Below are 24,733 nucleotides of genomic sequence, written 5' to 3' on the forward strand. Positions count from 1 at the left end.
CAACCGGTAGCCAACGCCCACCTCAGCACGTGCGGTTGCAACCGGTAGCGAACGCCCGTGGTCGCGCGGATGAGCTGGCGGTGGCAAGGTGATGTCCGCGCCCGTCACCTGGCAGGCGGTAGCCACGGCACGTCAGGACGGCAACGAGTTGACCAGATCGCCGTACGCCTATCGCGAGGTCGGCAGCACGCGCGGACCACTTCCCGCCGGCTATCGCATCGTGCGTCGCGAAGCCGTCGTCGGTCTCGGTCGGTCTGCGTTCGAAGTGGCAGCACACCGGTTGCTGACCTGGCAGGTGCACCGCGATGCCGGACTCCTGGTCGTGGCGGACAGCGATCGTGTTCAGCCTGATGCCGACGTTCGGCTCGGGTTGCGGCTCGGCCCGTTGCGCATCGTCGCGCCGTGCCGAGTCGTCTACGTCATCAACGACGAGGACCAGGCAGGGTTCGCCTACGGCACGCTCACCGGACACCCAGAGCGCGGCGAGTCTCTGTTCGAACTCGCGCTGGATGCTGACGGCCAGGTCCGGTTCCGCGTCGTCTCCTTCTCAGCTCCCGCTACGTGGTGGAGTCACGCCGGCGGACCCCTGACCCGGCGAGTACAGGATCGAGTGACCGACCGGTACGTGCGCGCGGCCGCAGCAGGCCCCGTGGACGAGGAGGGCGCCGCGTCGCGGTAACGCCCGTACGGACCACTCGCCCGTGGCGGTTCGCACCACCCTCGTCCGGTGACGCCAGCCTTCGACGGTGACGCCGGAACGGCGTTGGACCGCCGTCTGCCGTCACCATCGTCTTCTCACGTCACCGAGCGACCCCGACGACCGGGGGAACACGCCGCTACCCGCTACCGAGGTTCAGCGAGCGGTGAGCTTGCGGGTGAGGACCAACTGGACGAGCGTGGCGTTGCGCATCCACGGCTCGGTGCGGTCCTTGCCGGGCGGGTCGTACTTGTCGTGGAAGGCCCGGAGCGCCTCGGCACGTTCGGGGTCGTCACGGTGCAGGATGGCAGCGCGCGCCAACCAGGACCGCTCACCGATGCGCAGCACCCCCTGCTCCTCGGCTTCGAGGTTGAGGCACCACGTGGTCAACCCACCCGACCCCGACATCAACCGCACGCCGCCGTCGGCCGGCACGAACCACAGCTCGGCGGAGTGCCGGCGACCGGTCACCCGCCCCTGGGTGGACAGCACGCAGTAGTGCTCGTCGCGCAACTCGTCGGGGATGTTCACCGGGGATCGTCGTCGAAGGCCAGGTCGACCACCACCGCGCGGTGGTCGCTGCCACGGGCCTCCTCGACGCTGGCGGCGACCGCCACGAGGTCGCGCGCCAGCAGCCAGTCGATGCGCACGACCGGCGGCAGCAGTCGACCGTCGGCCGGCCACGTGAAGCCCATCCCGCTCCCGACGTCCCGCTGCGGGTCGGTGAACCCCGCTGCGACGAGCTGACGGTACGCCGTCGACCGGTCGGACGAGTTGAGGTCACCCCCGACGACCGCCGGGATGTCCGGGTCCAGCCGGTCGAGCACCGATCCGATCTCCGCACGTCGCACGTCGTCCTCCAGCTCGAGGCGCTCGAGGACGGACGGCCCGCAGGCCGGGCAGGGCGAGATCAGGTGCAGGGAGGTCACCTGCAGTGGCCGGCCGTCGACGTCGAGGCGGACCACGCTGGTCCCCCGGCTGCGCTCGCTGGCGTCCACCACGGGCACCACGTCGGTGATCGGGTGCCGGCTGTAGACCGCCACGGCCCCGACGCCCGGGGAGCGGTCGATCTGCTGGTGGGGGTAGCGGTCACCCAACGCGATGAGCAGCGCTTCCTCACGGGGGGCGAACACCTCCTGGAGCAGGAGCACGTCGGGTTCGGTGGTGGCCACCAGTTCGAGGACGTGGCGTTCGTCGGGCGCCCCGACGAAGGTGTTGTAGGTCACGACCCGGAGGTCGGCCGCGACGTCCGGTGCCGTCGTCGGCAGGAACGCCCCGCCGTAGGCCCACAGCCACAGGCCCGCGGGCAGCGCGAACAGCGCCGCCGCGGTCCGGTCGCGGCGCAGCGACGCCACGAGGACGAGCGCCACCGCCGGCAGGGTCCACCAGAAGGTCGCCAGGTCGAAGAGCACCGTCACGGGGTGCTGGACCTCGAGCAGCCACAGCACGAGCACCGCAGCCGTCAGTGCTGCGTACGGCCAGGCGAGGAGGCGGAGGATGTGCGCGCGGCCCACGTCAACCGTGGGGGGTGTCACCGAGGCGGTGGACCATGACGCGGTTGGTCCCGCCGTGGCCGCCCGGGATGCCCGAGACGATCACGATCGCGTCCCCGTGGGCGGCGTAGCCGTGCTCGAAGCAGACCTCCTCGGCGGCCGTGATGAGGTCGATCGAGTGGTCCTTGGTCGGCACCACCGCGCCGGCGGTGCCCCACATCAGCGCGAACCGCCGCAACGGACGCTCATCGGGGGTGAGCCCGATGACCGGGTAGGCCGGGCGGAACTTCGACACCAGCTGCGCCGAGGCGCCGGTCAGGGAGTAGACGAGGATCGCCTTGGCGTCGACGTCCTGCGCGATCTGGACCGCCGCCTTGCACACGACGCGCTGCAGCTCCTGGCCCGTGATGGGGGGCACCGGGTGGACCCGCTCGGCCGAGGACTCGGCCACCTCGATGATCCGGGCCATGGTCCGGACCGCCTCGACGGGGAAGCGTCCTGCGGCCGTCTCGCCCGACAGCATGACGGCGTCGGTGCCGTCGAAGATCGCGTTGGCCACGTCCGACGCCTCGGCGCGTGTCGGGCGGGGGCTGCGGATCATCGAGTCCAGCATCTCGGTCGCGGTGATCACCGGACGGCCGGCGCGGTTCGACAGGTCGATGATCTGCTTCTGGATGGCCGGGACCCGCTCCGGGCCGACCTCGACCCCGAGGTCACCTCGGGCCACCATCACCGCGTCGGTTGCCGCGATGATCGCCTCGAGGTCGTCGATGGCCTCGGGACGTTCGAGCTTGGCGATGATGGGCTGCTGACCGCCGAGCTCCTTGACCATGGCACGGACCTCGTGCACGTCCTCGGGACGCCGCACGAAGGACAGCGCGATCCAGTCGACGCCGAGCTCGACCATGGTGCGCACGTCCACGAGGTCCTTGTCGGTCAGGCTCTTGGCGGACACCTCGACGCCGGGGAGGTTGACGCCCTTGCGCGACTTGGCGAGCCCCCCGGCGACGACCCGGGCGGTCACGCGCTTGCCCTCCACGCGCGACACCACCAGACGCAGGAGCCCGTCGTCGAGGAGGATCAGCGCACCGGGGTCCACATCGTCGGCGAGCTCGGCGTACACCACGGGCAGCACCGGCGTACCCGCGCCGTCGTCGTAGCGCTCGAGCTCCTCCTCACCAGCGACGAGCACCACCTCGCCACCGTCGACCAGCTGCACCCCGGCGTCTGGGACGAGGCCGAGGCGGATCTTCGGCCCCTGCAGGTCGCCGAGGCTGCCGACGTTGCGGCCGAGGCTGGCCCCGATCTCACGGGACAGCTCGAGGCGCCGCTGGTGCTCCTCCCGCGAGCCGTGCGAGAAGTTCAGGCGGACGACATCGATGCCTGCGGCGATGGCGGCACGGAGCCGGTCGGGGTCATCGAGCGCAGGCCCGAGGGTCGCGACGATCTTGGCGCGGCGCACGGGCGAGGTCCTCGGGACGGGAGCGGGGGGCGGCGAAGCAGCGCTGAACGCCGCATCCTACGAGCATCGCCGGCCAGTGGCGCGCCGTACGCCCGACCTCGCCGCATCGCCACCAGCCGCGACCGACCGGCCGAGGGACGCTCCCGCGTCAGTCGGTCGTTCCTGGCCCCGTAGCTGCGTCCTCGTCGTCCTCATCCGCCGGCTCGGCAGCGCGCGGCTCCAGCGGGTCACGGACGCCGCGTGCGAACTCGTCGGCCGCGACGTCGGTGACCGCACGGACGGCGTCGTTGGTCCCCTCGCCGAAGGTCAGCGCGAAGACCTCCTGCTCGAAGCCGAGCCGGCTGAGCTCGTCGGGGCGGTCGGTCTGCACCAGGCGGTCCACCGCCGCGCCGACGATCACGTCGGCCCGCAGCCACCAGCGCACCACGGCCGATCCGGCCGACGCGTCGACGGTCACACCCCGCGGGCCGATCCAGCTGGAGGCCGAGGCAGCGACGACGGTCGCGAGCCCGGCGTCCGCCACGTCGACGACGACGGTGGCGAGCGGTTCCTCGTCGGTCGTCCTGGCCAGCTCCGTGGCCTCCGACGGGTCACGCACGATCGTGTCGACGCTCACCTCACCACCCGCCAGCGCGGCGCGGAGCCCCGCTCGGCGTCGTGCCCGGGGGTCGTCGTCGTCGCCGAGCACGACCCCCACGGACCCGCCAGCCCCGGCGGCGTCCGCGGCGACACCGAGGACGTGGCCCAGCTCCTCGTACGCCACATCGAACAGGTCGACGTTGTCCGGCAGGTTCTCGCGGGGCGCCGCGAGCGCGCAGAAGCGGGTCGCGGGGAACCGCTCGGCCAGGGCGGTCACGGTCCGCCGTCCACTGCTCCCGAGGACGCAGACGAGGTCGGCGCCACCGTCCGCCACCAGGGCAGCCAGGTCCGGGACGAAGTCCGGATCGTCCGGGACGATCACGCGGACGCTGGCGACGTCGCCGACCCGGTCCGCTTCGAGCCGAGCCAACTGGCGCTCGGCATCGAGGAAGCTGGCGGCCGCCGGATCGGACGCAGCCGGCACGATCACGGCCACCTGCACCCCACTCGGCGCGGGGTCGGCGGTCTCGTCCGCGGTCGGCGTCGGGGTGGGCGTCGGGGCCGGTTCGCCCGTGCAGCCGACGAGCAGCACGAGCAGCGCCGCGATCAGCGCCCGGACGACCGATCCCCGTCCCGGAGCCGGCACTCCGCCGCCTGCAACCACACCTGCCGCCCCTCATCGCGGTACCACGCCGCCCGGACGAGCGCGACGGGCCTCTAGGCTAGCGACGCTCCCCAGCCTGCCCGTGGGTGCTCGGAGCACCCGGCTTCCGCCTCGCGCCCACCTCCACGTCCACCCCCACGCCCGTCGGAGTCCGCTGTGGCATCCACCGTGACCGTGCTCGACGACCCCGTCGCCGGTGTCCAGCTCGCCGCGCTGCGCGACGAACGCACGACCCCCGAGCACTTCCGGCACCACGCCCGCCGGCTCGGCTCGATGCTGGCGCTGCGGGCCGTCGCCGACCTGCCCGCCGAGCGCGGCACCGTGCGCACGCCGCTGGGCGATGCACCGGCGATCGGCCCCGGGCGCACCATCGTCGCCGTACCGGTCCTGCGTGCGGGGCTCGGGCTGCTCGGAGGGGTGCACGACGTCCTCCCGACCGCCCTCGTCGGCATGATCGGCCTCGAGCGCGACGCCGAGACCTTCCAGGCGCGGCGCTACTACTTCAAGGTCCCGCCACTCGACGGCGCATGGGTGCTGGTCCTCGAACCGATGCTGGCCACGGGCGGTTCGGCCGCCGATGCCGTGCAGGCCCTCGACGCCGAGGGGGCCGAGCAGGTCACGGTGCTGTCGGTGGTCGGCACCCAGCAGGGCATCGACCGCGTCACGTCGCAGAACCCCGGGGTCCGGGTCGTCATCGGTGCGATCGACCCACAGCTCGACGACAACCGCTACATCGTCCCGGGGCTCGGCGACTTCGGTGACCGGTTGTTCGGCACGCCGCACTGACACAGGACCGGTCGGCCGGCGGGCGCGAGCCGACCGGAACCGTGAGATGCGACGGTTCTCGTCGGTGCCGTTCCGGGCAGCGGCACGAGCCAGCCCGAAACCGTCACACGCGACGGTTGTGGGGGCTGCCCGCGGCCCGCGGTAGCCGGGAGCCGTCACCTCCGACGGTCGTGGGCGGCTGACCCGCCAGCGTCACTGGGGACCGACGCCACCGCCCTCGTTGCCGGTCCCGTTGCCGCCACCGTTGCCGACACCGACGCCACGGTTGCCCTCGCCGGCGTTGCCGTTGCCCTGACCGGGCCCATCGTCACCTGGTGCCGGCGGCGTGACCGGCGGCACGACATCGACCGGCGGCGTGACCGGCGGCACGACGTCCACCGGCGGGGTGACCGGCGGCACGACATCGACCGGCGGGGTGACCGGCGGCACGACATCCACCGGCGGGGTGACCGGCGGCACGACATCGACCGGCGGGGTGACCGGCGGCACGACATCCACCGGCGTGTCGTCCTCCGGTGGTTGCGGGAGGACCGGGAGGTCCGGGTCGGGGACGACCGGCGTGCCGACGGGGATGTCCTCGGGGGGCGTCTCGTCGACGGGCTCCTGCACCTGGTCGTCGACGTCGCTCGGGATGTCGATGGTGGCACCCGGCTGGACGATCTCTGGCCCGGTCCGCCACCGCGCGGGCTGCTGGTCGGCGGGAGGCGCCGATGCCTGTGGCGGTGGTGCGACGCTGGGTGCGCCGGGGACGTCGGCGGTGTCACCGACCTCGGCGTCGACGTCCGTGGTCCCCGGCGAAGGCGTACCTGCCGTGGGCGACGGAGCGGTAGCCGTGGAGTCGACACCCGACGGGTCACCCACGGTCGTCGGGCCGGTCGCGGTGCTCCCGGCTGCGTCCGGCGCGGTGGTCGTACCCGGGCGGACGGTGACCGACGACTCGGCCGGCGCCGACGCGACGACGTCCGAGCGCTCACCGCCCGTCGAGGTCGCGGGGGCGACTCGACCGTCGCCCGGGGCCAAGGCGGTCGCGCCGGTTGCGACCGCGATCAGCAGCGCACCGGCGAGGAAGGCGGTGACCATCGAGCGCCGCTGCGTGACAGTGGCGCCCATGAGCTCGCCGAGGCGGTCGAGGACCACGACCGCATCCTGCCGCAGCGCACCGGCGAGGACCACGACATCGTCACGCCGCAGCACGAACGATGGCTCACGCTCCACGTCCCGCAGCTTGCGGACCAACTTGAGGTAGGCGAGCAGCGCCGAGTCCGGGGTCGCCGGATCGAAGCTGGCCCGTTGCCCCGCGGTCTCGAGGCGGCCCCGGTCGGCGTCCACCCGCAGCGGGGTGCGTGTCGTACCGGTGCCGGGGACGGCGAGTGGTCCAGCGGTCATCGAGCGTCCTGTGGTCGTCCCCACAGATATCGGCCGCTCCGCCCGGGTTCTGAACCGTTCCCACGGATCGGTCACGGCCGACCGCGCCGGTCAGCCTGGCAGGAAGCTCAACCGCAGGGTGCGGTCGGGGTTGTCGGCGTTGGCGTCGACCACCACGACCGACTGCCACGTGCCGAGCGCCAGGGCCCCGTCGTCGACCGGGACGGTCAGGCTCGGCGATATGAACGCCGGCAGGACGTGGTCGGCACCGTGCCCAGCGCTGCCGTGGCGGTGACGCCAGCGATCGTCACGTGGCAGGAGCGCGTCGAGGTGGTCGGCGAGGTCCTCGTCGGATCCGGCGCCGGTCTCGAGCAGGGCGAGCCCGGCCGTCGCGTGCGGGAGGAACACGTGGAGGAGCCCGTCGCCGCCGACCTCTGCGACGAAAGCGGCGCACTGATCCGTCACGTCGGTGATCCGTCGTGACCCGGTCCGCAGGGACAGCTCACGGCGCTCCATCACGCGCGCTCGGCGAGGTCGGCGTACGCACCCGCGTGGTAGGCCAGCGGGCGGCGCACCGGGTCGTGGCCGAGGTCGACGACCTCACCGACGACGATGAGGTGGTCACCACCGTCGTGCACGCCGACGACCCGGGTGTCCACCCACCCGACCGCGCCATCCAGCACGGGCGAACCCGTCGTCGCGGTGCGGTACGGGACGCCCTCGAACTGATCGTGCCCGGTGGGCCGGTCGGGGTCGGCGAACGTGACCGACAGCTCGGCCTGGTCGTCGGCGAGGAAGGACAGCGCGTACACCCCGCCAGCGGTGACCTCGGTGGCCATGGCCGCCGACCGGTCGACGCAGACCAGGACCAGAGGCGGGTCGAGCGACACCGAGGTGACGCTCGACGCGGTCATGCCGTGGGGCGTCCCGTCGACGGTCGTACCCATCACCGTCACGCCGGTCACGAAGCGGCCGAGCACCTCCCGGAAGCGCACCGGGTCGACGATCGGACCGCCGCGGCCGACGTCGGACGGTGCTGTCCGGGGCACCGCGGACAGGCCCGCGAACAGATCGTCCTCGAGTTCGCCGTCGAGCGACCCGCTGGTCCCGTTCTCGAGCACGAACTCCTCGATCCCGAAGAGCGCGACGGCCATGTCATCCGGCGTGTTGATGAAGAAGCTGTCCGCCCCGATCTGGCTGCGGTGGGCGAGCAACGCGGCCCGCTTCGTGTCGAGCCAGGCGCGGACGTCGACCACCGTGGTCAGCTGCCCGTCCGGGGTCCCGAAGGGCAGGTCGTCGGGCGAGGCGATGTCGGCCCCTCCGAACGGGGACGCGAGACCGGCGGCGACGAGGCCCGTGTGCGCCTGCCACAGCCGGGTCTTGGTCAGGGTGTGGACGTACCGCTTCGGCACGGACCACGGCTCGCCAGCGACCTCGGCCGCAGGATCGGCCGCCAGCGCGACGGCGCGGACCGTGACGTGGTGGGCCTTGATGTGGTCCGGGTGGCCGTAGGTGCCGCGCTCGTCGTCCGACACGACGACGTCGGGTCGGACCCGCCGCACGACCGCTGCGAGCCGGCGAGCTGCCTCGTCGAGGTCGGCAGCGTGGAAGCTGTCCGGGTGGTCGTTGTCGTCCGTACCCACCATCCCGCTGTCGCGGTAGCCGAGCCAGACGTGCTCGTCGACGCCGAGGGCGGCGATCGAGTCCGCCATCTCGCGGCGGCGGTGGGTCGTCAGGTCCTCGTCGCCGAGGTCGATACCGGCGAGGTTCTCCCCCGCCTCACCACCGGTGCAGGTCACCACCACGGTGCGGCCGCCGGTCGCCGACGTCCGAGCGAGGACCCCACCGCACGCGATCGCCTCGTCGTCGGGGTGCGGGTGCACGCAGAGCAGGGTGGGACGGACCTCCACGCGGACCTCCTGACGGCTGTGCGCCGGGGAGCGCACCCCTCCGACGGTAGCCTCGGTCCGGACCCGACCGTCCGGACCCTGCGCGATGACCCAACATGCCTCGACCGAGCCCCCCGTCACCGGGGGTGGTCACGTCGTGTTCGTCGACGACCGGTCGGATGTGGCCGCAGCGTTGGCATCGGTGGCCGAGAGCACCGTCGGCGTCGACGTGGAGCGGGCCGACGCCGACCGCTACTTCCGGCGCGCCGCGCTGGTCCAGGTCGGCACCGCGCAGCGCTGCCTGCTGCTGGACGCCGTCGCGTTCGAGCAGCTCGAGGAGCTCGACGACTTCCTCGACGACGGCCGGGTCGCGGTGCTCCACGCGGTCGAGAACGACCTCGAACCGCTCGCCCGGATGGGGGTCGTCCCGTCCTCGATGGCCGACACCGCGATCGCTGCCGCGCTGCTGGGCCTGCCGATCGGGCTGTCCGGCCTGCTCGCCGAGGTGCTCGAGGTCCAGCTGACCGCGGACAAGGAAGCCTTCCAGCGGGCCGACTGGGAGGCTCGGCCCCTGTCCGACGGGATGGCCGACTACGCCGCCGGTGACGTCTTCCACCTCCCCGAGCTGTGGCACGAGCTGGCCGACCGGCTCGCACAGGCCGGCCGCACGAGCTGGTACGAGCAGGAACTCGCCTTCACCGTCACCCGTGCCGGGCAGGACAGCCGCGACTGGACACGCGTCAAGGGGGCGGGCCGGCTCGACCCGGCGGCGAAGGCCCGCCTGCGCGCCCTGTGGGAGGAACGCGAGCGCCTCGCCCGCGCCCACGACATCGCCCCGAACCGGCTCGTGCACGACGACGTCCTGCGCGACCTCGCGGAGCACCCGGTCGACACCACCGACGAGCTGGTCCGCCGCAGCCAGCGACGGCGTGGCCTGCTCCGCCAGCACGCTGACGACCTGCTCGCGGCCCTGGATCGTGGCCGCGAGGCACCGCCGGAGGCGCGCGAGAACGGCGGGCGACGCTGGACCCCCGAGGACAAGGCCGCCTACGACGCGCTGCGCAAGGCACGAGCCGGGGTCGCGACCGACCTCGGGATCGACGCCGGGGTGCTGTGCTCGTCGCGACCCCTGTGGCGCTCGGTGGCGGGGCGGCCGGAGGACCCGCTGACGCTCTGCGCGCTGGCCGATCTGCGACCGTGGCAGACCGAGCTGCTCCACGAGGTGCTCTGGGAGGCCTACACCGACGCGATGACGCCCGCCGTCGCTGACGAGCCCGGGCCGGACCCGGACGCCGTGCCGACGGTCTAGCTCGAGCGCGGGTCGCTGCTCTGCAGCTTCCGGGCGAGGTTCGACGGCATCGCGAACTCGACGTCCTCGTCGATGACCATGACGGTGTCGACCTCGGTCGTGCCGCGCGCACGGAACCAGTCGATGACCTCCTCGACCAGCACCTCGGGGGCCGATGCGCCGGAGGTCAACCCGACCGTCTCGACGCCTTCGAGCCACGCTGGGTCGATCTCGGCGGCCTCGTCGACCAGGTAGGCCGGCACCGACCGGTCCTTGCTGACCTCGACCAGGCGCTTGCTGTTGGACGAGGTCTGCGAGCCCACCACCAGGATCAGGTCACAGCGCTCGGCGAGCTGTTTGACCGCGTCCTGACGGTTCTGGGTCGCGTAACAGATGTCGTCCTTCTTGGGGTTCTGCAGCATCGGGAAGCGCTGCCGCAACCGGTCGACGACGGCCGACGTCTCGTCCATCGACAGCGTGGTCTGGGTGATGTAAGCGACATCGGCGTCCTCGGGGAGATCGAGCGTGTCGACGTCATCGGGGGTCTCGACCAGGTTCATCGAGCGGGGGGCCTGCCCCATGGTGCCGACCACCTCCTGGTGCCCCTCGTGGCCGATCAGGACGATGTCGCGGCCGTCCCGGGCGTAGCGGCGGGCCTCGTGGTGGACCTTGGTGACCAGCGGGCAGGTCGCGTCGATCAGGGTGTGACCGAGACGCTTGGAGTTGTGGAACGCCTCGGGGGGCGAGCCGTGCGCGCTGAAGACCACGACCTCGCCCTCCGGCACCTCGTTCTCGTCCTCGACGAAGACCGCCCCCTTGCGCCGCAGGGACTCGACCACGTGCTTGTTGTGGACGATCTCGTGCCGCACGTAGACGGGGGCGCCGTAGGCCTCGAGGGCCTTCTCGACGATCAGGACGGCGCGGTCGACCCCGGCGCAGAAACCGCGCGGAGCCGCGAGCAGGAGGCTTGAGGGAGGCATGGCGCGAGCGTACCGGCGCTCAGGAGGGCGCATCCTCGGAGGACCCGGTGGTCGGACCGTACGGCGCGCTCGCACCCCGGCGCGCCGGACGGTGGCGTGGCCGCGTCCACGCCGCCCCGGTCGAGTGCCGGCCGCCCACCTCGGAGCGCGCCCAGACGGTGACCCGTTCGGCAGCTCGGTCGGGATCCTGCACCACGATAAGCAGCAGGTCGTCGGGCACCAGGATGGCGTCGCCGCGCGGCACGATGACCCGCTCCTGGCGCACGATGGCCGCCAGCAGCATCCCCTCGGGCAGCGGGACGTCGCGCAGCGACCGTCCGGCGACCGGCAGGTCCGGGGTCACGATGACCTCGACCATGTCCGCCTCGACCTCGTCGATCGGCAGCGCCTCGGCGACCGGCGCCCACGCGGGCCGGTCCGCCTTGATACCGAGCCAGCCGACCACGCGCGCGATGGTCGATCCCTGGACGAGGGTGGACACCAGGACGACGAAGAACACCACGTCGAACAGGACGCGGCCCTCGGCGAAACCGGCCGTGATGGGGAAGGTCGCCAGCACGATGGGGACGGCGCCACGCAGTCCCCCCCAGGCCACCACCGTCTGCTCACGCCACGGCACCCGGAACGGGGTGAGGCACAGGGCGGTGGCGAGCGGACGGGCCACGAACGTCAGCACCAGGGCCACGAGGAGGCCGGCGACCGCGACGTCCGCGAGCCGCGACGGGAAGACCAGGAGGCCGAGGACGAGGAAGAGGGTGATCTCGGCCGCGTTGGCCAATCCCTCGTGGAAGTCCCGGATACCGCGGCGCCGCCGGCGCACCAGCCCGCCGATGAACAGGCCGGTCACGTACACGGCGAGGAACCCCGAGCCCCCGGCAGCCGCCGCCGCGCCGTAGGAGACCCCGGCGAAGGCGAACGCCAGCAGCGGGTACAGGCCCTCGGCGGGCAGGCGGACGGCGCGAAGCACGCGGACCGCTCCGAGTCCGACCAGCCCGCCGATGGCCGCCCCGAGCACCGGCTGCAGGACGGCGAACAGGGTCAGGGAGGCCACGGACGGCGAGGCCAGCGCGATCTCGAGCAGGCCCAGGGTGAGGACGACCGCGAACGGGTCGTTGGCGCCGGACTCCACCTTGAGGATGGCCGCGAGCCGTGTCGGGAGCCGGACCGACCGCAGCGTGGAGAACACCGCCGCAGCGTCCGTGGACGCCACGACCGCGCCGAGCAGCGCTGCCGTGATCGGCGACACGTCGAGCAGGAGCCAGGCACCGAACGCGGTGACCGCTGCGGTCGTGACCACCCCGACGGTGGCCAGCGCACCACCGGGGCCCGCCGCCCGCCGCAGGTCCGTCGGCTTGGTGGTCAGCCCACCCTCGAACAGGATCACGATCAGCGCGACCACGCCGAGGTTCTGGACGATCCGCTCGTCCGCGACGGTCACCAGCGCGAGACCCTCGTCACCGACCAGCATGCCGATGCCGAGGAACAGCAGGGCCGACGGCGCCTGCAGCCGCTGCGAGTAGCTCGCGACGATGATGGCGACCGCCAGCAGCGCGGAGGCGGCGAGGACGACCGGGTCGATCGAGGATCCGACGCTCACGTCACCACCTCTCCGGTCGGTGCGCGACCCTACCGTCGGGGCCTCGGACGGACGGCCCGCGGGCGGCTGTGCTGCTTCCGGCCGCGCGAGGTGGCAGACTGTCCTGCGTAGCCCGGTCCGGTGGACCGGGCTGCGACGCGCCGCGGGGTCACCACCGTCCCCACCGCGCTCGGAGACGACGTGCACATCATCCTCGGCGGGTGCGGCCGCCTCGGCGCCGAGATCGCCGAACAGCTCTCCCGCGACCGCGACAACGACGTCGTGATCGTGGACGTCGACCCGCTCGCCTTCGACCGGCTCGGCTCGGCCTTCAACGGCGAGACGATGGTCGGCGACTGCACCGACCGCGACGTGCTCGAACGCGCCGGCGTCGCCCGCGCGGACGGGCTGATCGCCGTCACCCGCTTCGACAACCGCAACCTGATGGCCGTCGAGATCGCCAGCTACCTCTACGACGTGCCCCGCACCATCGCGCGGCTGTTCAACCCGGAGCGGGAGAACGTCTACCGCAAGCTCGGTGTCCGCTACGTGTCGTCGACGGGCGCGATCGCGAAGATGTTCCTCAACGAGTTCCAGGACGAGAGCTTCCCGCTGCACGTGCGGTTCGAGGACAGCGACATCAACCTCGTCGAGCTGGAGATCGACACCGGAGGGCACGGCACCACCGTCGAGGACTTCGAGATCGACGGCCTGCTGCGCGTCGCGGCGATCCGACGTGGCTCGCGGGTGTTCATCCCCGACCGCACCGACCGGCTCGAACGCGACGACGTGGTCACCGCCGCGATGAAGCCAGCCGCCGCCCGTACCGTCCACGAGTTCGTGCGCGACCCGTACGGCCGCGACCGCATCCGATGAGGAGGTCCCGGTGTACGTCGTGATCGCCGGTGGCGGCCGCATCGGCCGCTACATCGCCCGGGACCTCACCGAGAAGGGCCACGAGGTGACGGTCATCGAGCGCATCGCCTCGCGCTGCGAGGAGCTGGTCGCCGCGACCGACGTGCTCGTCATCGAGGGTGACGCCTGCGACGTGCAGTACCTCGAGCAGGCCCACGTCGACCGCGCCGACGCCTTCGTGGCCACCACGCACGAGGACGACGACAACCTGGTCGCCTGTCAGCTCGCCCGCATCGAGTTCGACGTCAAGCGGTCCATCAGCCGGGTCAACTCACCCAAGAACGTGGAGATCTTCGAGATCCTCGGCATCGAGGCCGTGTCCTCGACGCGACTCATCTCCGAGCTGCTCGAGAACGAGTTCAGCGTGGGGGAACTGATCCACCTCACCTCGTTGAAGGGCGGCAGGGTCGGGCTGGTCGAGCTGCGGATCCCGTCGGGATCGGACGCACCGCGCCCGCGCGCCATCCAGGACATCAAGCTGCCCCAGGAGGCCATCCTGGTGTGCATCTTCCGCGGCGAGGAGACCATCATCCCCCACGGTGCGACCGTCCTGGAGCCAGGTGACGAGGTCGTGGCGCTGACCACACCGCAACTCGAGGGGCGTCTGGCCAACGCACTGCTCGGTGGCCGGTGATGGACCGGGCAGGGCAGGGTCGGCGCTGGGCAGCCCTCCGAGGCGTGGCCCTGCTCATCGGCCTGGCGGCGATCGTCGCGGCGGTCGCCGTCACCATCGCCACGGTCCTCACGCTCGTGATGGTCTGACGGTGCTGCTCCGACCCGGTGCCGACGACCTACGGCTGATCGGCTTCTACCTCGGCAAGGTCCTCCTCGGCCTCTCCCTGGTGATGCTGCTGCCCGCCGTCTACGCGGCGATCCTCGGCGAGTGGAACTCCCTGACCGCGTTCGTCATCGGCGCCTCGATCTGCGTCAGCTTCGGAGCATTCACCGAGGCCAAGCTCGCGACCCGCCGCTCCCTCACCTGGGCGCACGGGATGGTCACCGTGGCGCTGGCGTGGTTGGTCGGCGCCGTGCTCGCCGCGGTCCCGCTCCACCTGTCGGGCCACTACGACGACCTGCTGTCCGCGTTGTTCGAGGGGATGTCCGGGCTGACCACGACGGGGCTGTCGGTCATCAACGACCTCGACCACACGCACCTGTCCATGGACTTCTACCGCCACCTGCTGCACTTCGCCGGCGGCCAGGGGATCATCATCGTGGTCCTCTCCCTGTTCGCCGCCGGAGGCGGCCGCATCGGGACCCTCTACGTCTCCGAGGCGCGCGATGAGCGGATCCTGCCGAACTTCATCCGGACCTCACGGTTCATCTTCCGGGTGGCTGCTACGTACGGCGTGATCGGGACCACGGCGCTCTACCTCGCGCTCCTCGGTGCCGGGTTCACCTCGACCCGGGCCCTCTACCACGCGGTGAACCTCTTCCTCGGCGCGTTCGACACCGGCGGGTTCTCCCCCATGCAGGCGTCGATCACCTACTACCACTCGGCGAGCGTCGAGATCGTGATCATGATCCTCATGCTCGCGGGCGCCATCTCGTTCGGTCTGCACTTCCACCTGTGGTCCGGCGAGCCCCGGCAGGTGTGGCGCCACCTCGAGACGCGCACCCTCGCGATCTCGACCTCGCTGCTGTTCACGGTGGTCTGCTTCGGGCTCCTGCGCACCGGCACCTACGACGGTGCCGTCCCGCTGCTCCGCAAGGGGCTGTTCACGCTCATGGCCGCGGTCTCGAGCGCGGGCTACCAGGTCAACGCCGGCACCACCTACCTCAGCGACTGGGGGGTCCTCGCCCCCGCGGCGATCGTGGCCGCGATGGCCATCGGCGGCATGGCGTCGTCCACCGCCGGTGGGGTGAAGGCCATGCGCGTCGGGATCACCGCCAAGACGCTGATCCACGACGTCAAGAAGCTCCTCCAGCCCGAATCGGCGCTCGTCGTCACGACCTACCACGTCGGCAAGCGCCAGATCCTGCGCGACAGCACCGCGCGAGCGGCCACCTCGGTGCTGCTGCTGTTCGTGGTCACCTACCTCATCGGTGCGGTCGTGGGGCTCAGCTACGGCGGGTACGACATCACCCAGACCCTCTTCGAATCGGTGTCGGCGACGTCGAACATCGGACTGTCGATCGGCGTGACCGATCCTGGCATGCCGCGCGGGCTGATGGCCACCTACATCGTGCAGATGTGGCTCGGTCGGCTCGAGTTCGTCGCGGTCTTCGCCTTCCTCGGGTACCTGTTCTCGTTGGGACGCGGACGGGCGAGCACGTGAGGGAGCGCGAGGTCCGCCGCCGCCGACGCACCCGAGGTGCGCTGGTGCTGTTCGTGCTGTTCGTCACGGTGGTCCTGGCCGGGTCGGATGCGCTGATGCGCAACCGACCCGTGGTGGACACCTCGGACCTGGTGGTGACCGGCCTGCCGCCCCTGTCCACGTCCGCTGCCAACCCGCGGACGTGTCTGCGCGGTGTCGAGGCGTCGGGGATCGAGGAGATCCGCTCGGAGTTGGTGCGGGGTGAACGCATCAGCTCCGACCAGATCGACGCGTGCCCGCAGGCGTTCGACGGCCTCCGGATCACCTTCGCGGGCGAGGCCATCGGTGACGTGCTCCGCCGCGACGGAGGCGCCTGGGTCCAGGTCAACGATGACGCCTACGCCCTCGAGGTCGGTCCTCTCGGTCGGCACGCGGAGCGGCGCGGGTTCAACAACGGGTTGTCGGTGTGGTTGCCCGACGGGCTCCACGAGCGGATCGAAGGGGTCGGTGGCCCCGACCGCCGCGGTGACGTCCTGTTGCTCGAGGGGGTGTTGCATCGTGCCGACCCGGCCGACGGTGGCGGCACGACCCTCCGCGCTGAGCGGCTCAACGTCCTGGCTGCGAGCGTCGAACTCGAGGAGCCGCTGCACACCCTCCAGGCCATCGTGGCTGCGGTGCTCGGGGTGCTCGCGACCGGTGCGGTCCTGTGGGCCCGTCGGGTGCGGTCCCGCTGACGTCCCGCGCCGTTCAGCGCTTGTCGGTCAGTCCGGCTTCCTGCGACGACGGGCAGAGGTGCTCGATGACGCACCGTTCGCAGGCGGGCCTGCGGGCGAAGCAGGTGCGCCGGCCGTGGTGGATCAGCATGTCGCTGACCTGCAGCCACTGCTCACGGGGGTAGAGCCGCATGAGGTCACGCTCGATGCGGACCGGGTCGTCGGCCTTGGTCAGCCGGAGCCGCCGCGCGAGACGGTGGACGTGGGTGTCGACCACCACCCCCTCGTGCATGCCGAACCCGTTGGACAGCACGACGTTGGCCGTCTTGCGCGCCACACCGGGCAGCGCCAGCAGCTCGGGCATCGTGTTCGGCACCTCGCCGCCGTGCCGTTCGAGCAGTTGGCGGGCCGTCGCCTGGACGTTCTTGGCCTTCTGACGGAACAGGCCGAGCGAGCCGATCAGCTCCTCGATGCGTTCGACCGGCGCCTCGGCGAACGCCTCTGGCCCGGGGAGCTCGGCGAACAGGACCTTGGTGACCTCGTTGACCTTCACGTCGGTCGACTGCGCGGACAACATCGTGGCGACCAGCAACTCCCACCGGCTGGTGAAGTCCAGCGCGATGACCGCATCGGGGCCGAGCTCCTCCTCGAGGAGGTCGAGGATCACCGGTGCACGCAACGTCTTCCCGCGGTCGCGGGTCAGCTCGGGAGCGAGGTCGTCGGTGGTCACGGCGCGCAGGCTACTGCGGTGCCTCGATGGGCAGCGTCACCGTGAAGGTCGTCCCCTCGCCGAGCAGGCTGTCCACGCTGATCGTGCCGCCGTGCTTCTCCACCGCGTGCCGGACGATCGACAACCCCAGCCCGGTCCCCCCGGTCTCACGGCTGCGTGCGGTGTCGACGCGGTAGAAGCGCTCGAAGACCCGGCTGAGGTCCTGCTGCGGGATCCCGATGCCGGTGTCGCTGACCCGCAGGACGTGCGCGCCCTCCTCGGCATCGAGGCTGACCACGACACGGCCACCATCGACGTTGTACTGGATCGCGTTGCCGACCAGGTTCTTGACGATGACCTGCAGGTCCCCGCCGACCCCGGCGACGAAGGCCCGATCCGGCGCCTCGACCGACAGGTCGATCCCGCGCTCCTCGGCACGCTCGAGCGCACCGACCACCGTCTGCCGCGCGAGCTCGGCGAGGTCCACGGGGACACGCTCGAGGGGCCCGCGCTCCTCGAGCTGGCGCAGGTCGAGCAGGTCGTAGACGAGCCGTGCGAGCCGTTCCGACTCGAGGTCGAGGCGACGCAGCAACTGCTTGGTGCGCGCAGGGTCGGTGTCGACCGTCACCGCCAGCGCCTCGGACAGCGTCTTGATCGCCGTCACCGGGGTCTTCAGCTCGTGCGACGCGTTGACAACGAAGTTGCGCCGCAGCTCCTCGACGCGCCGCTCACGGGTCCGGTCGTTGACGAGCAGCAGCGTCTCGTCCCCCACCCGGGCGACGACGGCCCGCAGATCGTGCTCGCCGTGCTCGGCATCCACGGTGACCGCCTCACCCGAGGCCTGCACCTGCTGGACGGCACCGGCCAGGGCCGGGCTACCGACCGCCTGGGTGACCGTCACGTCGGCCGCGTCGATCGGGATCGCGAGCAGGTCGCGGGCGGCGTCGTTGGCGGCGAGCAGTCGCCCCTCGGACGAGAACAGCAGCGCCGGGTCGACGAGCGCATCGACCAGCTCCCGCCGCCACGGCCGCTCACGGGCGAGCTTGGCACCGCGACGCTCGTAGCCCGCACCGAGCGCGTTGAGGGCGGTGCCGAGCTCGCCCCAGGCTCCCCCGTCACCGAGGCGCACCGGCTGGTGGCCCTCGTCGCCGAGCCAGCCACCGACGTGGTCCGCCAGCCGCCGGACCCGCCGGCGCTCACGAGCGACGGCGGCGGCAGCGAACCCCACCACGACGAGCAGCGCCACCACCCACGGGAGGGCGCCCTCCATCACGAGTCCGCGAACCGGTAGCCCACCCCGCGGACCGTCTGGATGCGCTCCGGTTCCTTCGGGTCGTCCTCGATCCGGGTGCGCAGGCGCCGGATGTGCACGTCGAGGGTCTTGGTGTCCCCGACGTAGTCGCTGCCCCAGATCTCGTCGATGAGCTGCCCCCGGGTCAGCACGCGCCCGGCGTGCTCCATCAGGTAGGCGAGCAGCTCGAACTCCTTGGGCGGCAGCTCCGTCGGTGTGCCGTTCACCCGCACCTCGTGGCGGACCCGGTCGAGCCGGACCCCGGCGGCCTCCACGGGAGCCTCGTCGCCTCCGAGGTCCACCAGCGGCGCGCGACGCAGCACGGCCTTGATCCGCGCGACCAGTTCACGGGTGGAGAAGGGCTTGGTGACGTAGTCGTCGGCACCGAGCTCGAGGCCGACGACGCGGTCCACCTCGGCTTCGCGGGCGGTGAGCATGATGATCGGCACGTCGGACCGGCTCCGTAGGGCACGGCAGATCTCCGTGCCCGACATCCCGGGGAGCATCAGGTCGAGGACGACGAGGTCGGGTCGCACCCGCTCCCAGGTCGGGATGGCGTCCAGCCCGTCCTTGACCCACGCGACCTGGAACCCCTCGGCCTCGAGGGTGATCGCCAGACCCTCGGCGATGGACTTCTCGTCCTCGACGAGCAGCAGCTTCGGCACGTTCTTCTCCGGGTTCGCTCAGCTCACGCTTCTGCAGCTCACGGGGTGTTCGGTGACCCGACCTCGACGCGTTCGCCGGTCACCGCGAAGGTGCTGTGTTGCGCGAACGAGACCCCGTGGTCGGCGATCCGCTCCCAGTAGCGCGCCAGCAGGCCGAGCGCGATCAGGTCGGCCGCGTCCGTCAGCAGCTCGGCGTGGCCGAGCAGGCGCTGGGCGAGGACGTCCACCGCCTCGTCGGCGGTGTCCAGTTCGCTGAGTGCCAGACCGTCACGTTGCCGCCAGGCGGTCACGCCGCGGTGGAAGACGTCGCTCGACCGGCGCCCCAGTTCGTCGACCTGCTGGCGCACCGGTGCAGGGAGCTGCCCCGGGTCGACACGTTCGAGCAGCTCGGCGACGTGCCGCACCAGCGCGCCCGATCGCTCGACCGCCGTGATGAGCCGCAGGATGGACACCAGCCGGCGCAGGTCGCTGGCCACCGGGGCCTCACGTGCGAGCAACAGGAACCCCTGCTCCTCGACGTACCGGACCCGATCGCTCACGTCCGAGGCCATCGCACGGGTGTACGGGATGGCGGCTCGATCACCGGACAGGAAGGCCGCGGTCACCGTCGGGAGGGCTTCGCTCACCAGGAGGGCGCCGCCAACGAGCTCGTCGTCGATGCGGTCGAGCCACGCGGCGAAGTCGGCACGGAGTGGCCGGCGGGTCTCGGTCATCGGCGGCAGGTCCTCGCGCCCGATGGGCACCTGGGTGGAGAGCTCGTCGCTCACGATCCGCCCTCCTCTGGGTCGTGTCTCGGTCGTGTCGTGGCACGGACGCTACGCACAGCCAGGTGCGCGGACCTGACCCCCAGCTGACGGTGAGGTGAACAACGAGCGTACGTGAGCTGACCACGCCCACCGGGACGCTGTGACCGCCCATCGTCGCGCTCGCGAGCGCCACCGGAACCGTCGGGGTCCGGCCAGCCTCCGTTCACCACCCGGCTACCTCCGCCCTGCACCATCGAGGCCTCCCTCCCGACGTGCACACCCCCTCCCGGAGACCCGATGGATCAGCGATCCGCCACCCCGCTCGACACGCGGACCCACGCCGAACCGCGACTGGTGACCGAGGTCGGCCATCAAGCCCGGGACGTGCACGGTGCCGTGCACATCGCGCTCGAGGACGTCAGCGTGAAGTACGGCAGCTTCACCGCCGTGCGTGACGTGACCTTCGACGTCCCCCGCAACAAGATCACGGCGCTGATCGGCCCGTCCGGGTGCGGCAAGTCCACGCTGTTGCGAACCATCAACCGGATGAACGACCTCGTGCCATCGGCCTCGGTGTCCGGTCAGGTGCACTACAACGGCGAGGACGTGTACGCCGACGGGATCGACCCCGTCGAGGTCCGTCGCCGTATCGGCATGGTCTTCCAGAAGCCCAACCCCTTCCCCAAGTCGATCTACGACAACGTCGCCTTCGGTCCTCGGCTCAACGGCTTCAAGGGGGAGCTCGACGCCCTGGTCGAGAAGAGCCTGCGTCAGGCCGCGCTGTGGGACGAGGTCAAGGGCAAGCTGTCCGCCAGCGGCCTGTCGCTGTCCGGCGGCCAGCAGCAGCGGCTGTGCATCGCCCGCGCCATCGCGGTCGAGCCGGACGTGATCCTCATGGACGAGCCGTGCTCGTCCCTCGACCCGATCGCCACGCTCCGCATCGAGGAGCTGATGCAGGAGATGAAGGACGACTACACGATCGTCGTCGTGACCCACAACATGCAGCAGGCGGCGCGGGTCTCGGACATGACCGCCTTCTTCACCGTCGACATCGACGACGAGAAGGGCGAGCGCACCGGGACCCTGGTCGAGATCGACGACACCCAGACGATCTTCACCAACGCCAGCGACGAGCGCACCGAGGCCTACATCACCGGCCGGTTCGGCTGACCCGCCCAGCCCGACCAGACCGCACGAGGAGGCCCGCCGGTCGGCGGGCCTCCTCCCGTTCGGTCCGGAGGTGCAGCGTCCGGATGGGGGCGCGGCGGCGCCCATCCGCTCCACCTCGAGGTGGTGCCGGTCAGATCTGGCTGCGACGGGCGATCAGCCGCGCGACGATCGACATGATCAGCACGATGGCGATGAGCGTGAAGCCGCCGGCCCACGCCCGTTCGATCCCTGGCGCGAACGGCTGACGGAACCCGTCGAGCATCAGCAGGCCGATGTCCGCCTGCGGCGAGCCCGTCAGTGCGGTCACGACCTGCCGAGCGCCGAGCGCCGTCATGATCAGTGGCGCGGTCTCACCCGCACCGCGGGCGACGGCGAGGATGACACCGGTCGTCAGCCCGGGGGCAGCCGCCGGCAGCGTCACCTTGAACGTCGTCTGCCACTGACGCGCACCCAGCCCGTAGGCGGCGATCCGCAGGTCGTCGGGGACCAGGCGCAGCATCTCCTCCGCGGACCGGACGACGATCGGCAGCATGATGATCGACAGCGCCGTCGCGCCGGCGAGCGTCCCGAACCCGAGCCCGAGCCCGCCGCTGCCGCTGACCAGCAGCGCGTAGACGGCCAACCCCACGAAGATGGACGGGACACCGGTCATGACGTCGGTGAAGAACCGGACGGTGTGGGCGTACCGGGCGTCCGGCTGCTCGTTGAGGTAGACGGCAGCCATCAGCCCGAGCGGCACGCTCATCAGCGTCGCGATGCCGGTCATAGAGAGCGTGCCGACGATCCCGTGCAGGTACCCGCCGCCGGTCTCGCGGAACGACAGCGGTTCGATCTGGGTGATGAACTCCCAACCGAGCGCCGGCCAGCCGCGTACCACGACCTGCCACAGCAGCAGGAACAGCGGGATGATGGCAGCCAACACGGCTCCGAAGAGCACCACGGACATGAACTGCGAGCGACGCTGACGCCGCCTGGCCTGCGCGGTGACGTCACGCAGGCTCCGGTGGCCGCCCCCACCTCCTCCGGTCGCGACGGTCGTGGTCTGGGTGTCGATGCTCATACGACCGCACCTCCGCCGACACGGTCGCTGACGCGAGCGACGATGAGTCGGGCACCGATGTTGACGACCATGGTGATGAAGAACAGGGTCACGCCGATGGCCAACAGCGCCCAGATGGCCTCCGGGTGCGCGTCGGCGAAGGTGTTGGCGATGACGGCGGTCATCGCATCCCCACCGAAGAACAGCTGCGGTGCCCAGCGCTGGCTCGAGCCGATGAGGACGGCCACCGCGAGGGTCTCGCCGAGGGCACGGCCGAGACCGAGTATCGATCCACCGACGATGCCCGAGAAGCTGTGCGGGATGATGACCTTGCGCATCACCTCCCACCTCGTGGCACCCATCGCGAACGCAGCGTTCCGGACGTCCTGCGGGACCTGGGCGAACACGTCACGACAGATGGCAGTGATGATCGGCAGGATCATGATGATCAGGATGTTGGACGCCGACCAGTAGCTGGCGAGCAGGACCGGCGGCTCGAAGAAGGGGATGGCTCCGAGAGGGCTGTCGGCCACCACGTTGCCGGCCGGTGCCCAGAACGTGATCCGGAAGAAGTACATCCCCACCAGGGCGTAGACGATGCTCGGGATCATCGCGAGCGTGTCGACCGTCGAGGCCAGGGGCCTGCGCAGCCACGCCGGCGCGACCTCGTTGGTGAACAGCGCGATGCCGATGGCGGTGGGGACGGCGAAGACGATGGCCACGAACGAGATCTTGAGGGTGCCGTAGATGAACGGCCAGGCGCCGTAGGTCCCGGTGACCTCGCTGCGCGAGGTCCCGACGCTCCACTGGTGGCCGAACAGGAAGCCGAAGATGCCCTCCTTGGCGAAGACGGGCCAGGCTTCGACGGTGGTGCGGATGATCATCGCGGCCAGGATCAGCAGCACGCTGGATGCGGCGACCATCAGGATGCCGCGGAAGATGGGGTCAGCCCGGCGGCCCCGGTCGCTGCCGCGCAGCGACCCGGGACCCGGGCCTGCGGTGAGGGTGGACATCGGTTCGCTCCTCGCGCTCGAACGGCGCACGCGGTCAGGGAGCCGGCTGGCTCCCTGACCGCGTGCCGGTTCAGGTGTCGATCACTCGGCCGAGTTGATCCGCTCGATCTCGCCGAGCACCCGCTCCTGGAACGAGCCGCTCACCGGCGAGTACAGGAGGTCGACCGCCAGGGCGTCGCCATCGGTGACCGCCCAGGTCAGGAAGTCCTTCAGCGACTGGGCCGTGGCGTCGTCGTAGCCGCACTCCCAGGCGAGGATCCAGTGGGTGCCGACGATCGGGAACCCGTCCCCACCGACGCCGAGGATGTCGTACCGGAAGTCCTCGGGGATCGAGTCGAGGATGTTCTCGGGGCCCGCCGCGACGGATTCGACGGTCGGGTAGACCGCGTTGCCGTCGGCGTTGACCACCGAGGCCATCGGGATGTCGTTCTCGATGGCGTAGGCGATGGACAGGTAGCCGACCGCGCCCGGCTGCTGCTGGGTCTCGGCGGCGACACCCTCGTTGCCGTTGCCGCCGATGGTGCCGGCCGGCCAGTCGACCTCGCTGCCGTTGCCGATCTGCTCCGACCACGCGTCGTTCTCGTCGTCGAGGTAGGTGGTGAAGATGTAGGTGGTGCCCGAGCCGTCGGAGCGGTGGACGGGGATCAGGCGGGTGTCCGGGAGGTCGACGTCCGGGTTCAGTTCGGCGATCGCCGGGTCGGCCCAGGTCTCGATCTCGGTCAGGTAGATGCCGGCGATCGTGTCCGCGTCGAGGACGAGTGAGTCCTGCCCCGCCGCCTCGAGGGCCGCTTCGAGGTCGGGGTCGTTGTAGACCGGCACGACAGCGCCGAAGGCGTCGGGGATGTGGATCGCGTCGCAGCCGCGGATCTCGCGGGCGTCCGTGACCTCCTCCTCGGTGAGGTACCGCTCCGAGGAACCGAAGTCGACGGTCTCCTCGAGGAACTGGGCGATGCCGCCGCCCGAGCCGATCGACTGGTAGTTGACGTTGATGCCGGGCTCGTTGTCGCGGATCCACTCGAGCATCAGCGGCGTGATGAAGGTGGCGCCAGCGCCGAGCAGGTCGGCCTGGTCCGAGGCGACACCCACCTGGTCCTCGCCGATCTCGCCGACCTCGCGGACCTCGCCGTCGTCATCCGTGGCAGCCTCGTTGTCGTTGTTGACGGCCGTCGGGTCACCTGCGGTGTCGTCGCCGCCACCGCAGGCGGTGGCGAGCAGGGCGACCGCGAGCACGGCCGCGACCTTGCGCGTGTACGTACGCATCGTGGTGGGACTCCTGGGAAAGGGGGGACCGGCGTGGAGGTTCTGCTGACGAGGAGGACGCTACGGAGAGGGGGTTGCGGCTCCGGTCGACCGAGGCGAACGGCAGGTGAACGCTGGTGGTCCACCTCGCACCGTGACCGTCACCAACGGCGTCGGTCGTACGACCGCGGTGGTG

The 24,733-nt window shown here is 71.3% G+C and carries 25 protein-coding genes; 9 read left to right on the top strand and 16 right to left on the bottom strand.

Annotated features, from left to right (window positions below):
- Positions 1 to 91: 91 nt before the first annotated feature.
- Positions 92 to 679: a DUF1990 domain-containing protein gene (locus tag NITAL_RS00670; protein WP_083441077.1), complete on the top strand. Its 588-nt coding sequence runs from the start codon at positions 92 to 94 to the stop codon at positions 677 to 679.
- Between the two features lie 174 nt (positions 680 to 853).
- On the opposite strand, the gene NITAL_RS00675 is transcribed toward NITAL_RS00670, so the two are convergent.
- The 4 genes from NITAL_RS00675 to NITAL_RS00690 form a co-directional block, all read right to left on the bottom strand.
- Positions 854 to 1,228 carry a nitroreductase/quinone reductase family protein gene (locus NITAL_RS00675; protein ID WP_052664184.1) on the bottom strand — a complete coding sequence of 125 codons (375 nt, stop codon included), beginning with the start codon at positions 1,226 to 1,228 and terminating at the stop codon, positions 854 to 856.
- Positions 1,225 to 2,211 carry an endonuclease/exonuclease/phosphatase family protein gene (locus tag NITAL_RS00680; protein WP_052664185.1) on the bottom strand — a complete coding sequence of 329 codons (987 nt, stop codon included), beginning with the start codon at positions 2,209 to 2,211 and terminating at the stop codon, positions 1,225 to 1,227. The genes NITAL_RS00675 and NITAL_RS00680 overlap by 4 nt, the downstream gene beginning before the upstream one ends.
- Before the next feature lies 1 nt (position 2,212).
- Complete coding sequence (gene pyk / locus NITAL_RS00685; protein WP_052664186.1) at positions 2,213 to 3,652, bottom strand: pyruvate kinase; 1,440 nt, start codon at positions 3,650 to 3,652, stop codon at positions 2,213 to 2,215.
- A gap of 148 nt (positions 3,653 to 3,800) precedes the next feature.
- Positions 3,801 to 4,877, bottom strand: coding sequence for a hypothetical protein (locus tag NITAL_RS00690; protein ID WP_052664187.1), 1,077 nt, complete (start codon positions 4,875 to 4,877; stop codon positions 3,801 to 3,803).
- Positions 4,878 to 5,051: 174 nt separating this feature from the next.
- Between NITAL_RS00690 and upp the strand changes: the two genes are divergently transcribed.
- Complete coding sequence (gene upp / locus NITAL_RS00695; protein WP_052664188.1) at positions 5,052 to 5,681, top strand: uracil phosphoribosyltransferase; 630 nt, start codon at positions 5,052 to 5,054, stop codon at positions 5,679 to 5,681.
- 192 nt (positions 5,682 to 5,873) lie between these two features.
- Here upp and NITAL_RS00700 read toward each other — a convergent pair whose 3' ends face one another.
- The 3 genes from NITAL_RS00700 to mshB all read right to left on the bottom strand — a co-directional run bounded on the left by NITAL_RS00700 (position 5,874) and on the right by mshB (position 8,956).
- Positions 5,874 to 7,067, bottom strand: a complete 1,194-nt coding sequence (locus NITAL_RS00700; protein WP_052664189.1) for a hypothetical protein — start codon at positions 7,065 to 7,067, stop codon at positions 5,874 to 5,876.
- A 90-nt stretch (positions 7,068 to 7,157) separates the two neighbouring features.
- Complete coding sequence (locus NITAL_RS00705; protein ID WP_052669201.1) at positions 7,158 to 7,562, bottom strand: secondary thiamine-phosphate synthase enzyme YjbQ; 405 nt, start codon at positions 7,560 to 7,562, stop codon at positions 7,158 to 7,160.
- Complete coding sequence (gene mshB / locus NITAL_RS00710; RefSeq protein WP_052664190.1) at positions 7,562 to 8,956, bottom strand: N-acetyl-1-D-myo-inositol-2-amino-2-deoxy-alpha-D-glucopyranoside deacetylase; 1,395 nt, start codon at positions 8,954 to 8,956, stop codon at positions 7,562 to 7,564. The genes NITAL_RS00705 and mshB overlap by 1 nt, the downstream gene beginning before the upstream one ends.
- Before the next feature lie 136 nt (positions 8,957 to 9,092).
- Here mshB and NITAL_RS26900 point away from each other — a divergent pair, with 136 nt between their 5' ends.
- Positions 9,093 to 10,244, top strand: coding sequence for a ribonuclease D (locus NITAL_RS26900; protein WP_169786680.1), 1,152 nt, complete (start codon positions 9,093 to 9,095; stop codon positions 10,242 to 10,244).
- Here NITAL_RS26900 and NITAL_RS00720 read toward each other — a convergent pair.
- Both NITAL_RS00720 and NITAL_RS00725 read right to left on the bottom strand, forming a co-directional pair.
- Positions 10,241 to 11,203: a 4-hydroxy-3-methylbut-2-enyl diphosphate reductase gene (locus tag NITAL_RS00720; RefSeq protein WP_052664192.1), complete on the bottom strand. Its 963-nt coding sequence runs from the start codon at positions 11,201 to 11,203 to the stop codon at positions 10,241 to 10,243. The two genes, NITAL_RS26900 and NITAL_RS00720, sit on opposite strands and share 4 nt — an antisense overlap.
- A gap of 19 nt (positions 11,204 to 11,222) precedes the next feature.
- Complete coding sequence (locus tag NITAL_RS00725) at positions 11,223 to 12,800, bottom strand: potassium/proton antiporter (RefSeq protein WP_083441080.1); 1,578 nt, start codon at positions 12,798 to 12,800, stop codon at positions 11,223 to 11,225.
- A 120-nt stretch (positions 12,801 to 12,920) separates the two neighbouring features.
- On the opposite strand from NITAL_RS00725, the gene NITAL_RS27720 reads away from it, so the two are divergent.
- Genes NITAL_RS27720 through NITAL_RS00745 form a run of 5 tightly spaced genes read left to right on the top strand, consistent with a single transcriptional unit; the run spans position 12,921 to position 16,686 of the window.
- On the top strand, positions 12,921 to 13,655 hold the full coding sequence (locus NITAL_RS27720; protein ID WP_052664193.1) for a potassium channel family protein: 735 nt from the start codon (positions 12,921 to 12,923) through the stop codon (positions 13,653 to 13,655).
- Between the two features lie 10 nt (positions 13,656 to 13,665).
- A complete protein-coding gene (locus NITAL_RS00735) occupies positions 13,666 to 14,328 on the top strand; it encodes a potassium channel family protein (protein WP_052664194.1) in 663 nt (220 codons plus the stop codon).
- Positions 14,328 to 14,456: a hypothetical protein gene (locus tag NITAL_RS29115; RefSeq protein WP_281175496.1), complete on the top strand. Its 129-nt coding sequence runs from the start codon at positions 14,328 to 14,330 to the stop codon at positions 14,454 to 14,456. The genes NITAL_RS00735 and NITAL_RS29115 overlap by 1 nt, the downstream gene beginning before the upstream one ends.
- 2 nt (positions 14,457 to 14,458) lie before the next feature.
- Complete coding sequence (locus NITAL_RS00740; protein ID WP_052664195.1) at positions 14,459 to 15,973, top strand: TrkH family potassium uptake protein; 1,515 nt, start codon at positions 14,459 to 14,461, stop codon at positions 15,971 to 15,973.
- Positions 15,970 to 16,686, top strand: coding sequence for a hypothetical protein (locus tag NITAL_RS00745; RefSeq protein ID WP_052664196.1), 717 nt, complete (start codon positions 15,970 to 15,972; stop codon positions 16,684 to 16,686). Before NITAL_RS00740 ends, NITAL_RS00745 begins: the two co-directional genes overlap by 4 nt.
- A gap of 13 nt (positions 16,687 to 16,699) precedes the next feature.
- Here the strand turns inward: NITAL_RS00745 and nth are convergent, their stop codons facing one another.
- Genes nth through NITAL_RS00765 form a run of 4 tightly spaced genes read right to left on the bottom strand, consistent with a single transcriptional unit; the run spans position 16,700 to position 20,097 of the window.
- Positions 16,700 to 17,395, bottom strand: coding sequence for an endonuclease III (nth, locus tag NITAL_RS00750; protein ID WP_211262124.1), 696 nt, complete (start codon positions 17,393 to 17,395; stop codon positions 16,700 to 16,702).
- 10 nt (positions 17,396 to 17,405) lie between these two features.
- Positions 17,406 to 18,644, bottom strand: coding sequence for a sensor histidine kinase (locus NITAL_RS00755; protein WP_052664197.1), 1,239 nt, complete (start codon positions 18,642 to 18,644; stop codon positions 17,406 to 17,408).
- Entirely contained in the window at positions 18,644 to 19,330 is a 687-nt protein-coding gene (locus tag NITAL_RS00760) for a response regulator transcription factor (RefSeq protein ID WP_157041541.1), read from the bottom strand. The genes NITAL_RS00755 and NITAL_RS00760 overlap by 1 nt, the downstream gene beginning before the upstream one ends.
- Positions 19,331 to 19,368: 38 nt before the next feature.
- Positions 19,369 to 20,097 carry a phosphate signaling complex PhoU family protein gene (locus NITAL_RS00765; protein WP_052664198.1) on the bottom strand — a complete coding sequence of 243 codons (729 nt, stop codon included), beginning with the start codon at positions 20,095 to 20,097 and terminating at the stop codon, positions 19,369 to 19,371.
- 276 nt (positions 20,098 to 20,373) lie between these two features.
- Here NITAL_RS00765 and pstB point away from each other — a divergent pair, with 276 nt between their 5' ends.
- Entirely contained in the window at positions 20,374 to 21,246 is an 873-nt protein-coding gene (gene pstB / locus NITAL_RS00770; RefSeq protein WP_083441081.1) for a phosphate ABC transporter ATP-binding protein PstB, read from the top strand.
- Between the two features lie 130 nt (positions 21,247 to 21,376).
- Here pstB and pstA read toward each other — a convergent pair whose 3' ends face one another.
- The 3 genes from pstA to pstS all read right to left on the bottom strand — a co-directional run bounded on the left by pstA (position 21,377) and on the right by pstS (position 24,558).
- The gene (gene pstA, locus NITAL_RS00775) at positions 21,377 to 22,306 is read right to left on the bottom strand and encodes a phosphate ABC transporter permease PstA (protein WP_211262125.1); all 930 of its coding nucleotides are present in this window, start codon (positions 22,304 to 22,306) and stop codon (positions 21,377 to 21,379) included.
- The gene (gene pstC, locus NITAL_RS00780; protein WP_052664199.1) at positions 22,303 to 23,298 is read right to left on the bottom strand and encodes a phosphate ABC transporter permease subunit PstC; all 996 of its coding nucleotides are present in this window, start codon (positions 23,296 to 23,298) and stop codon (positions 22,303 to 22,305) included. Before pstC ends, pstA begins: the two co-directional genes overlap by 4 nt.
- An 81-nt stretch (positions 23,299 to 23,379) precedes the next feature.
- On the bottom strand, positions 23,380 to 24,558 hold the full coding sequence (gene pstS, locus NITAL_RS00785) for a phosphate ABC transporter substrate-binding protein PstS (RefSeq protein ID WP_052664200.1): 1,179 nt from the start codon (positions 24,556 to 24,558) through the stop codon (positions 23,380 to 23,382).
- Between the last annotated feature and the right edge of the window lie 175 nt (positions 24,559 to 24,733).

Origin of the sequence: Nitriliruptor alkaliphilus DSM 45188, assembly GCF_000969705.1 — a bacterium.
GTDB lineage: Bacteria > Actinomycetota > Nitriliruptoria > Nitriliruptorales > Nitriliruptoraceae > Nitriliruptor > Nitriliruptor alkaliphilus.

Coding starts and splice junctions, on each gene's coding strand:
- NITAL_RS00670 (WP_083441077.1), top strand. CDS start 92: ATGTCCGCGCCCGTCACCTGGCAGGCGGTAGCCACGGCACGTCAGGAC.
- NITAL_RS00700 (WP_052664189.1), bottom strand. CDS start 7,067: ATGACCGCTGGACCACTCGCCGTCCCCGGCACCGGTACGACACGCACC.
- NITAL_RS00705 (WP_052669201.1), bottom strand. CDS start 7,562: ATGGAGCGCCGTGAGCTGTCCCTGCGGACCGGGTCACGACGGATCACC.
- NITAL_RS00720 (WP_052664192.1), bottom strand. CDS start 11,203: ATGCCTCCCTCAAGCCTCCTGCTCGCGGCTCCGCGCGGTTTCTGCGCC.
- NITAL_RS29115 (WP_281175496.1), top strand. CDS start 14,328: ATGGACCGGGCAGGGCAGGGTCGGCGCTGGGCAGCCCTCCGAGGCGTG.
- NITAL_RS00755 (WP_052664197.1), bottom strand. CDS start 18,644: ATGGAGGGCGCCCTCCCGTGGGTGGTGGCGCTGCTCGTCGTGGTGGGG.
- pstB (WP_083441081.1), top strand. CDS start 20,374: ATGGATCAGCGATCCGCCACCCCGCTCGACACGCGGACCCACGCCGAA.
- pstA (WP_211262125.1), bottom strand. CDS start 22,306: ATGAGCATCGACACCCAGACCACGACCGTCGCGACCGGAGGAGGTGGG.
- pstC (WP_052664199.1), bottom strand. CDS start 23,298: ATGTCCACCCTCACCGCAGGCCCGGGTCCCGGGTCGCTGCGCGGCAGC.
- pstS (WP_052664200.1), bottom strand. CDS start 24,558: ATGCGTACGTACACGCGCAAGGTCGCGGCCGTGCTCGCGGTCGCCCTG.